Here is a 10,426-nt window from a genome sequence, read left to right on the forward strand (position 1 = left end):
TTTACTTATTCTCCTTATCCATTGATAATGCACGTCGTACGTCTTCTTCAGTATAACCAAAAGCATTTAATTTTTTTAGTAATTGTTTGCCATTAGAATGTCCAATATGCAATTTACGTCCAAGTATTTCTCTCTTACGTCTCGCATCTTTACCAATAATTAAACCTAAATCAATTAATACACTTTTATCTATCGACTCTTCTCCTTCTTCAAAAGGAGAACTCACATGCATTAAGGCTTTCTTTATATCTTCAGGATGTGTATGTTCTATCCCAATTTTTCCACGCTTATTTTTCGCTTTTTCACGATCGACATAGGCATGTTTAACTCCTGGTACGTGTTCAGTAATAATATTTCTAATTCTATCACCTGGAAAGTCAGGATCAGTTAATACAATCACGCCTCTTGTTTCTTGAGCATTCTGAATCACTGCTAACGTTTCTCTATTAATGGCACTTCCATTTGTTTCAATCGTATCACATTCCACAGCTGTTTTAACTCGTTCTGTGTCATCTCTGCCTTCGACAACGATAAATTCATTTATTCTCATATTCATTTACCATTACCTTTCACTTAATCTCATTTCTATTATAACGGTTATACTATAAAAAATGAGAAAGATGCACATATTATCGTCATTCACTATTAGATAGCATTACGATAGATGATGTTTTACATCTTTCTCATACTGAGGATTATTAATTTAAGTTAAATAATCTTTCTGCATTTTCTGTAGTTTGACGACATACCTCTTCGTATGTCATATCACGTAAATCTGCAATTTGTTGTGCAACAAGCGTGACACGTTCAGGTTCATTACGTTTTCCTCTATAAGGATGTGGAGATAAATAAGGTGCATCTGTTTCAACTAATAAGCGATCCATTGGAACATGTTTAGCGACCTCTTTAGGTTGTTTTGCATTTTTGAATGTGACTGGTCCGCCTAATGACACATAGAAATTAAGTTTATTAATAATGACATCTGCAATTTCAGGTGATGCACTAAAACTATGCATAATGCCTCCAACTTCTTCTGCATGTTCTTCCATTAAAATATCTACACAATCTTGAGTTGCTTCACGATTATGAATGACAATAGGTAACTTAACGCGTTTAGCTAAAGCAATTTGCTTTCTAAACACTTCTTTTTGAACATCAGCTGGAGATTTATCCCAATGATAATCTAATCCCATTTCTCCAATACCGATAATTTTAGGATGCTGAGCTAATGATTCAATCCATTCTAAACGTTCTTCAGTAAAATCTATTGCATCTACAGGATGCCAACCGATAATACCATAAATAAAGTCATATTCATCAATCAGTTCCATAGTACGTTCAATTGTCTTAGTATCAAATCCCACGACAAACATACGGTCAACGCCTGCTTCTCTTGCACGAGATATCACTTCACTTAAATCTTCATCATATTGTTCGTCATTTAAATGAACATGTGTATCTATTAACATTTTATCTCTCCTAACGGCTATATTTATTTTATAATTGCACCATTTGGAATTGCACTCGGTAAGCTTACTAACGTTAATACTTTATCTTTTTCAGCTGATAATATCATACCTTCAGATTTGTGACCCATTAATTTTGCTGGCTTTAGGTTAGTTACAACAGCCACTTTTTTACCAATAATATCTTCTGGACGATAGAATTTCGCAATACCTGAAACAATCTGACGTTGTTCTGCTCCTAAATCAACTTGTATTTTTAATAATTTATCTGATTTCGGTACATTTTCTGCATCAATAACAGTTGCAGCTTTAATTTCAACTTTATCAAAATCTTTAATATCAATTTGCGATTTACTTGGTACTTCTTCTTTATCATCTTCATTAGATTTAGGTGGTTGCATTGATTCTTTAATAAATGCAATTTCATCCTCTGAATCTAATCTTGGGAAGATTGGAGAAGGTTTTTCAGTAACCATAATTGGTTCTTGTAATGCACCATAATGCTCTAAACTTGATAATTCGTATAAATCTGAATTATTAATATTCAATTGTTTGAAAATTTCTTTAGGCGCATGTGTTAAAAATGGGCGCAATAATACAGTTGCAAAACGAATATTTTCAACTAAGTGTGCCATTACATTTCCTAACATATCTTTTTGACTTTCATCTTTAGCTAAAACCCATGGAGTGGTTTCATCGATGTATTTATTTGTTCGACTTATTAACTTCCAAACTGTAGATAATGCTACTGAGAATTGGAAACTTTCCATATTGTCATGGAAGTTCTTCACAGTTTCAAGTGCTAATGCTTCCATATCTTCATCCAATTCATGTTTTGGTCCTTGATATGCAGGGAGCTCTCCTTGGAAATATTTATTAATCATAGAAATCGTACGGTTAACTAAGTTACCTAAATCATTTGCTAAGTCGAAATTAGTACGTTCAACAAATGCCTCCGGAGTAAATACGCCGTCAGATCCGAATGGTAATTCACGCATTAAGTAATAGCGTGTAGCATCTAAACCATAACGATCAATGAGAACATTAGGATCTACTACATTACCTTTAGATTTACTCATTTTTCCATCTTTCATTAAAATCCATCCGTGCGCGAATACTTTTTTCGGTAAAGGTAAATCAAGAGCCATAAGTAAGATAGGCCAAATAATAGAATGGAAACGAACGATTTCTTTTGCCATTAAATGTACATCTGCTGGCCAATATTTTTGGAATAATGAATCATCATCTGATAAATATCCAAGAGAAGAAATATAGTTTACTAAAGCATCAATCCATACATAAACTACATGTTTAGGGTTAGATGGAACTCTTACCCCCCAATCAAATGACGTACGTGAAACTGCTAAGTCTTCTAATCCTGGTTTAATAAAGTTATTAATCATTTCATTTTTTCTAGATGGAGGTTGAATAAAATCAGGATTAGCATCGTAAAATTCTAATAAACGATCTGTATATTTATTAATATTAAAGAAATAACTTTCTTCTTTAACTAATTCAACTTCATGTCCAGAATCTGGACTTTTACCGCCTGCGATTTTACCATTTTCGTAAACAGGGTCTACAAGTTGAGATTCAGTATAATACGTTTCATCAGGGACAGAATACCATCCCTCATATTCACCAAGATAAATATCACCTTGTTTTAATAAACGTTCAAATACTTTTTCTACCACTTGTTTATGACGTTCTTCTGTAGTTCTAATAAAATCATCATTTGAGATTTCCAATTTAGCCCATAAACGTTTGATTCCAGCAATCATTTCATCTAAATACTCTAATTCTGTTTTTCCTGCTTTTTGCGCTTTTTCTTGGATTTTTTGACCATGTTCGTCTGTACCTGTAAGATAACGAACATCATATCCTTGCATACGTTTATATCGTGCAATTACATCACCAGCAACTGTAGAATATGCGTGACCGATATGCAGATTACCACTAGGATAATAAATAGGGGTTGTAATATAAAATGTTTCTTTCGCCATCAGTAGTCCTCCCTTTCGTTCATGTCTTAATGACTAGTTCACTTTAAATTTTATCTAAATTTTTAATTATTTTCTAATGAATATTTAATATAACGTTTGTGACGACACATCATCATAAAACATCTATCTTATTCATTATAACCCATATAGAATATACATTGTCGTATCTTATTAACATTACCATAAATTAATATTTTATGGTATTTTTCTATCACTATGATACAAGTTTTTATTAATTTTACGATTTAATATTATGATAAATATCATAAATCTCACTTGTTTTCATCTGTCGTTCTTCTGCGACTACTTTTATCGCTTTCTTAGGTTTTAAATTTTGAGTCTCAATATAATGATTAACATGATCTATAATCGTTACATCTTCAAACCATTGCTTTGTTTCTTGAGCTTTGGCCCCCTCAATTAAAATCACAAATTCTCCCTTTTGTGGAATCTCTTGATTTTCAATTGCTTCTAATAATTGTGATACTTCAAACATAACCACTTGTTCAAATTTTTTAGTAAGTTCACGACCTACTGCTACACGTCTTTTTGCATCTACTTTAATAATCGCTTTTAGTGTATCAATCACTCTAAATGGAGACTCATAAATGATTAAAGTACTATCTTGATACATTCGTTGAGATAAAATATTCACTTTTTCTTTTTCTTTTCGTGGCAAGAAGCCTAAAAAAGTATATGTAAATGAAGGTAAACCACTTGCCATTAGTGCAGTTAATCCTGCATTAGGTCCTGGAATGGTTTCTACAGCAATGTTATGTTTATGTGCTTCAACAACAAGTTCATATCCTGGATCGCTAATTAACGGCAACCCTGCATCTGATACAAGCGCAATATTATTTTCTTCTTTAAGTAATTGAATTAAATAATCTGTCTGTTGCTCTTTATTATGTTCATGATATGATTTTAATGGAGTAGTAATATCATAGTGGTTACATAACTTTTTAGTTACTCTCGTATCTTCACACGCAATGATATCTACCTGTTTTAACGTTTCGATTGCTCGAAATGTAATGTCACTTAAATTACCTATCGGTGTCCCTACTAAGTATAAAGTTGCCATATTATCCCTCCTCAATCAATTTTAGTTTTCTTTGTCTTGTAAATGTCTTAATTTCATATTCTCTACGTAAAGCTTCTGATTTTGTCTCGTACATTTCTTGATATACTAACACTACCGGACGTCTTATTTTTGTATATTTAGCACCTTTCCCAGCATTGTGTTTATTTATACGTGCCTCAATATTATTCGTATACCCTGTATATAAACTGTTATCACTGCAACGTACGATATATACAAAGTGACTACCCATAATAAACCTCTTTCATTTGCTCACTATATTCGCCATTTTCATTGTAAATATAAAATGGTGGTGCAATCTCTAGACCTTGATTACCATTTTTTCTTCCTTCAACAACAATAGTGACTGCTGATTTACCATGCTTACTATAAATAAATACAATACGTTTAGGTTCGATATTAGCTTGTCTCATTTCAGTTAATACATCCATAAGTCGTTCAGCACGATGAACCATAACTAGACGTCCACCCTGTTTTAATAAATGCCGTGCTGCAAACATGCAATCTTCTAAACTACACATAATTTCATGTCGTGCTATTTTATGTGCTTCTTTTTGGTGTTGATGAAGTTGATTACGTTTAAAGTAAGGCGGGTTACAGGTTATTAATGTAAACTGAGAGGGTTTAAACGTTTGATACACATCTTTTAAATCCATATTATGCATAGATAAACGCTCTTCTAATCGATTATATTTAAAGCTTCGTTGAGCCATGTCTGCCAACTGTTCTTGAATTTCAATACTTTCTATTTTTTGATGACTTTTTGCAGATAATAATAAAGCAATAACACCATTTCCGGCACACAAGTCTAGAATGCTATCATTTTTTCGTACTTTAGTAAAATGTGCTAATAAAAGTGCATCAGTAGAAAAAGAAAACACCTCATCATTTTGAATGATTTTTAAGTTCTCCTTAATTAAATCATCTAATCTTTCTTGTTCCTTCAACATATATGTTATCTCCTAAAAAAGAGATGTATCACAACACAAAATCTGAAATTTTATTGTGTTGAAATTCATCTCTCCTAAAAATTAAAATTATACCATCCATTTATCATTCTTTGTTATGGATTTAACTATTTAAAACATTCATGCATAATAAACAATCTTCACCATAACGATGTTTACCAAATAATTCGCCATTACAAATATGAAAACCTTCACTATACAAAACAGCTAAATTGTCTTTACTTGGTAAAGGTTTTTTTACATTTTTAATTGCACTTTTAAAGTCATTTTCATTTGATTTTTTATTATGTTGACTTTCACTATTGACTTTTGTTGATTCAACATCTTGTTCACTTTTAGCCATTAGCGCTTTTAAATTATCGTTTTCTACTTGTAACGTTACATTTTCTTCTATCAATTGAATAGCTAAAGATTTAAGTTCAGTCATCTCTTGAGTTAATACATTAACGTTACTTTCTAATTTTACAATTTTTTCGAATAAATCATTGCGATTCAAAAGAAAGACACTCTCCTTAATTAAATGTAGCTAATTCCTCCATTTTATATTCTAAAGGTTGCTCTAAACCATCAATCTTCACTTGCATCGAAATATCTAATATATTTAATCCTACAACTTGTCCAGTACCTTCCGGTGTATGAATTTCATCGCCTACATCTGGTAATTGTGCACGAGCTTCCTCATAATAATCATTTTCATATTTAAGACAACACATTAAACGTCCACATGCACCAGAAATTTTAGTTGGATTTAATGATAAATTTTGATCTTTTGCCATTTTGATAGATACCGGTTGAAAATCTCCTAAAAATGTTGAACAACATAATGAACGTCCACACGGTCCAATTCCACCTAGTAGTTTTGCTTCATCACGAACGCCAATTTGTCTAAGTTCAATACGTGTTCTTAAATTTTGAGCTAATACTTTCACTAACTTTCTAAAATCGATACGATCATCAGCAGTAAAATTAAAAATGACTTTCGATTTATCTAAAGTATACTCACAATTCACTAAGCGCATATCTAAGTCTTGATCTTTCACTAACTGTTTACATAAAATTAGTGCTTGCTCTGCATCTTCTTCATTTTGATTGTATTGTTGTATATCTTCTTCAGTTGCAATACGTAGAATATCTTTTAACGGTAATGTCACATCTTCATCATTTACACATTTTGAAGCTAACTTTACTATACCTATTTCAATGCCTCGTTTAGATTCGACTACAACCCAGTCTTCACTGTCTAATTTTAAATCATTCGGCGCATAATATTCCAATTTACCTGCTTTTTGAAATTGCACACCTACTACATTTGGCATTTAACTCACACCTTTAATTACGATTTGTTCAAATACGAGCATCGGATTCACATTCTGTATCAATTTTTTATGTGCTTCTGTAATTTGATCATACATTAATATCATTTGATTAAGTGTTAATCGTGTTGTGTATTCCTTAATTAGTGGTTTAAGATCAGTAAAAATGAAATTGTTCTCAATTCCGACTTTAGCATGCATCATATCTTCAAAAAAAGCATTGATAACAGACAAAGTAAGAAGTTGTAGTTTTCGATTTTTAGCATTTTTTAACACATCAATAACACCAATCAAGGCCATTGGTTTATTTGTTAATAATAATTCGCACCAATGAACGATTACTTTTCTTAATTCAATTAAATCATACTCTTCATTAAGGTCTTTGGCTACCTCAATTTGTGTCGTATATGAACTTAACATTTCAGCAATAGCCCGATTCATACCATTATCAACAAGTTTATCGATAAAATGCGATTTGTCACTCGGTTTAAAATACATATGTTGACATCTAGAGTGAATCGTATTTAATATTTGTTCTGGTTTAGTAGAAATTAAAATTGCAATAGTATTTTCTGGAGGTTCCTCTAAAAATTTTAAGATACTATTTTTACCTTGAACTGTTAACTTTTCAAAGTCTTCTATGATATAAACTTTATATGTACCTTCAATAGGTAATTGGTTCATTTGGCGTACAAGTTGTTCAATTTGTTCTTTTTTTATAGTAGATTCTTCAGAGGATATATATGTAAAATCAGGATGATTAAAATTACGCAATTTCAACTCACATTGTTCATTTCCATTACAAAGAATAAGTTGTGCAAATTCCATTGCTACATGTTTCATTGATTGTGCATCATCACCTTCAAATAAATAGGCATGTGATAATTTATTCGAATGAAACGCATTAGCTAATTTTTGTAATTCCTCCATATTTGCATACTCCCTATTCATAGTTCATTTTAAAATTATATCATTAAATTTTTCAGTCGCATTTATCATTTAGCAATTAATTATGATGTATATGATAAAGAGCCGATAACATAAAAAATATGTTTCAGGCTCTTTGAAAATTATCTTTTAAAACTTTATTTAATTGTTAAATTAAGCTTAGAATCTGTGGAATTTTTCTACTGGCATTACAAATACTGTAGCGCCTCCAACTTCAACTTCAACAGGATAAGGTATGTAAGAGTCTGCACTACCACCCATTGGCGTCATTGGTGAAACAAGTTGATCTCTATTACCACACGTATTATCAATGACGGTTAACGCTTCATCAACACGTTCATCATCTACACCACATAAGAATGTTGTATTTCCTGCTCTTAAGAAGCCACCAGTTGTTGCTAGTTTAGTAGCTCTAAAATTGTTTTTTACGAGTTGGTCTGAAAGTTCTTGACTATCTTGATCTTGAACGATCGCTATAATCATTTTCATTTTAATACACCTCTCCATATTATTATATCATAAGTTTTTTAAGTAACTTAAAATGATCTCATACGTATCACTTACGACACTTTCGATGTTTTGTGTAGCATCAACTACTTTAAAACGCTCAGGATTAGTTTTAATTAATGTTTTATATCCCTCAATTACTTTTTGATGAAAAGTTAGTGTTTCTTTATCTAATCGATTCTGACTTCTTTGATTTTTTAGTATTCGTTCTCTCCCCACTTCAGCATCAATATCAAGATAAATTGTTAAATCTGGATAAAGTCCATTAATTGCAAATTCATTTATTTTTTTAACTTCTTCTATACCTATACCCCGTGCATGCCCTTGATATGCTAAAGAACTGTCAATATATCGATCACATAAAACTACTTTATTATTTTTTAAAGCGGGTATCACTTTTTCAACCAAATGTTCTCTTCTAGATGCTGCAAATAACAATGCTTCTGTACGTATATCAATATTTTCACCATCTAGTAAGATATTACGTATTTCTTCCCCCGTAGATACTCCACCTGGTTCTCTAGTAGAAATAACATTATAATTTTCAGATAACAACTTATTAATCTGATTTAACACTGTAGTTTTCCCAGAACCTTCAGGCCCTTCAAACGTTATAAATGCAGCCATATTATTCATCCTTAACTAATATTTTATCGTTTTTAATACCTTCAACACGTACACTATGTGAAAGATAATATTGCATCAATTTTATCATATTTTTAGTCACTTTTTCTCCTTTCCAAAACACAGGAATTCCAGGAGGATAAGGCACAATATGTTGAGCTAATACTTTATCTTGTGCTTTATTAATATTTATCCAATATGCATGATTAATATACTTTGATACATAAACACTTTTTTCTAGCGGCAATAAAACCGGCTCTAGCTTTTCTTTTGCTTTTTTAGGTAATTTTATAGTTTTTATTCTATGCAGTAATGTTTCGAAAGGATATCTATCATTAAAATGCCACAATGGTAAGACAATGAGTATTTGATAATCATCAGCTAATTCAATATAAATATGATTCTTTTCAAAATAACGTTGTACTTCAAAACCCGTATGCCCATTTGCTCGAACAATAAGCTTTAATGGATCCTCGACTTCAATAACTTCAAAATGCTGTTGTCTTAACGTTTCAATAAATTGTTTTCTTTTTTCGAAAAAGAGACTACTGTCATAAGAATTATAAAATTGATGCGCTAGTTCAATGCTCGACATTACTAAATAAGATGGACTAGAAGTTTGAAAAATACCTAAATATTTAATAACTTCATCTTTCAAAGGTGCATTTTTATGAATAAATAATACTGATCCCATAGTAAGCGTAGGCAAAGTTTTGTGATACGATTGAACAACATAGTCAGCTTCTGATTCTAAAGCTGATTTAGGAAAGTGTTTCAAATTAAAATGGGCACCATGAGCCTCATCAATTAAAACAGGTATATTGTAATCGTGAAATTGTTTAACACACTGATTGATATCAAAGCATTCTCCATAATAATTTGGATAAGTAACGACAGCGAGTTTTTGATGTCGTAACATTTTAGTATCAATCAAAGGCGCTAAATACTGGTAACTTTTATCACTTCTGTACATAGGCAAAATATCTGCAGACTGTTGAGTTAAATCTAAAGCATTAAAAACTGATTTATGTACATTACGGCTAATTAGATAACGACCTTTTATATGAGTAAATGCTTGTATAACTGATAAAATGCCTGAAGTTGTACCATTAACTAAATAATAAGCATCATAATTAGGATGCTTATTCACACGATTCATACTTTCTAAAATAGTATCTTCTGGATGATGTAAATCATCTAGACCCGTGATTTCAGTCATATCCATTTTCAAAGATAATGCATCTAAATAACCGATAGTCATATTTTTATGTCCTGGAACATGTAATGAGATAGCATGATGATGAATTAAATCATCAAGTTTTTGAGTGATAGGTAATTTCAATTAAGTCCTCTCCTCATATATCTTTAAATATCTCCTATTTTAATAGATAATTTAAAAAAATAAAAGAAACGCTACAACTTCTGTTGTTTGATCTCTTCTCAATTCATTAGCTCCAAGCACTTTTTCTAAATTTCGACATAAAAAAAGAGACCTCAC

Annotated in this window: 12 protein-coding genes; all 12 read right to left on the reverse strand. The window is 31.3% G+C overall.

The window, feature by feature from the left end:
* Position 1: 1 nt before the first annotated feature.
* Complete coding sequence (rnmV, locus tag HMPREF2930_RS00140) at positions 2-550, reverse strand: ribonuclease M5 (protein ID WP_029376829.1); 549 nt, start codon at positions 548-550, stop codon at positions 2-4.
* Between the two features lie 148 nt (positions 551-698).
* Positions 699-1,469 carry a TatD family hydrolase gene (locus HMPREF2930_RS00145; protein ID WP_017176425.1) on the reverse strand — a complete coding sequence of 257 codons (771 nt, stop codon included), beginning with the start codon at positions 1,467-1,469 and terminating at the stop codon, positions 699-701.
* A 23-nt stretch (positions 1,470-1,492) separates the two neighbouring features.
* Positions 1,493-3,469, reverse strand: a complete 1,977-nt coding sequence (gene metG / locus HMPREF2930_RS00150; RefSeq protein ID WP_017176426.1) for a methionine--tRNA ligase — start codon at positions 3,467-3,469, stop codon at positions 1,493-1,495.
* 238 nt (positions 3,470-3,707) lie between these two features.
* Positions 3,708-4,550, reverse strand: coding sequence for a 16S rRNA (cytidine(1402)-2'-O)-methyltransferase (rsmI, locus tag HMPREF2930_RS00155; RefSeq protein ID WP_017176427.1), 843 nt, complete (start codon positions 4,548-4,550; stop codon positions 3,708-3,710).
* A gap of 1 nt (position 4,551) precedes the next feature.
* Positions 4,552-4,800, reverse strand: coding sequence for a GIY-YIG nuclease family protein (locus HMPREF2930_RS00160; protein WP_017176428.1), 249 nt, complete (start codon positions 4,798-4,800; stop codon positions 4,552-4,554).
* Positions 4,793-5,518 carry a tRNA1(Val) (adenine(37)-N6)-methyltransferase gene (locus tag HMPREF2930_RS00165; protein ID WP_019835400.1) on the reverse strand — a complete coding sequence of 242 codons (726 nt, stop codon included), beginning with the start codon at positions 5,516-5,518 and terminating at the stop codon, positions 4,793-4,795. The genes HMPREF2930_RS00160 and HMPREF2930_RS00165 overlap by 8 nt, the downstream gene beginning before the upstream one ends.
* A gap of 121 nt (positions 5,519-5,639) precedes the next feature.
* Positions 5,640-6,032 (reverse strand): DNA replication initiation control protein YabA, encoded by a 393-nt coding sequence (gene yabA, locus HMPREF2930_RS00170; RefSeq protein ID WP_017176430.1) that lies wholly within the window; start codon positions 6,030-6,032, stop codon positions 5,640-5,642.
* Positions 6,033-6,048: 16 nt separating this feature from the next.
* Positions 6,049-6,852, reverse strand: a complete 804-nt coding sequence (locus tag HMPREF2930_RS00175) for a PSP1 domain-containing protein (protein WP_017176431.1) — start codon at positions 6,850-6,852, stop codon at positions 6,049-6,051.
* Positions 6,853-7,779 carry a DNA polymerase III subunit delta' C-terminal domain-containing protein gene (locus tag HMPREF2930_RS00180; RefSeq protein ID WP_017176432.1) on the reverse strand — a complete coding sequence of 309 codons (927 nt, stop codon included), beginning with the start codon at positions 7,777-7,779 and terminating at the stop codon, positions 6,853-6,855.
* A 177-nt stretch (positions 7,780-7,956) separates the two neighbouring features.
* A complete protein-coding gene (locus HMPREF2930_RS00185) occupies positions 7,957-8,286 on the reverse strand; it encodes a cyclic-di-AMP receptor (protein WP_002455851.1) in 330 nt (109 codons plus the stop codon).
* A 27-nt stretch (positions 8,287-8,313) separates the two neighbouring features.
* Positions 8,314-8,931, reverse strand: coding sequence for a dTMP kinase (tmk, locus tag HMPREF2930_RS00190; protein ID WP_017176433.1), 618 nt, complete (start codon positions 8,929-8,931; stop codon positions 8,314-8,316).
* A 1-nt stretch (position 8,932) separates the two neighbouring features.
* Positions 8,933-10,270 (reverse strand): aminotransferase class V-fold PLP-dependent enzyme, encoded by a 1,338-nt coding sequence (locus HMPREF2930_RS00195; protein ID WP_017176434.1) that lies wholly within the window; start codon positions 10,268-10,270, stop codon positions 8,933-8,935.
* Positions 10,271-10,426 lie beyond the last annotated feature (156 nt).

The sequence above is a fragment of the Staphylococcus sp. HMSC068C09 genome, from assembly GCF_001813735.1.
GTDB lineage: Bacteria > Bacillota > Bacilli > Staphylococcales > Staphylococcaceae > Staphylococcus > Staphylococcus hominis.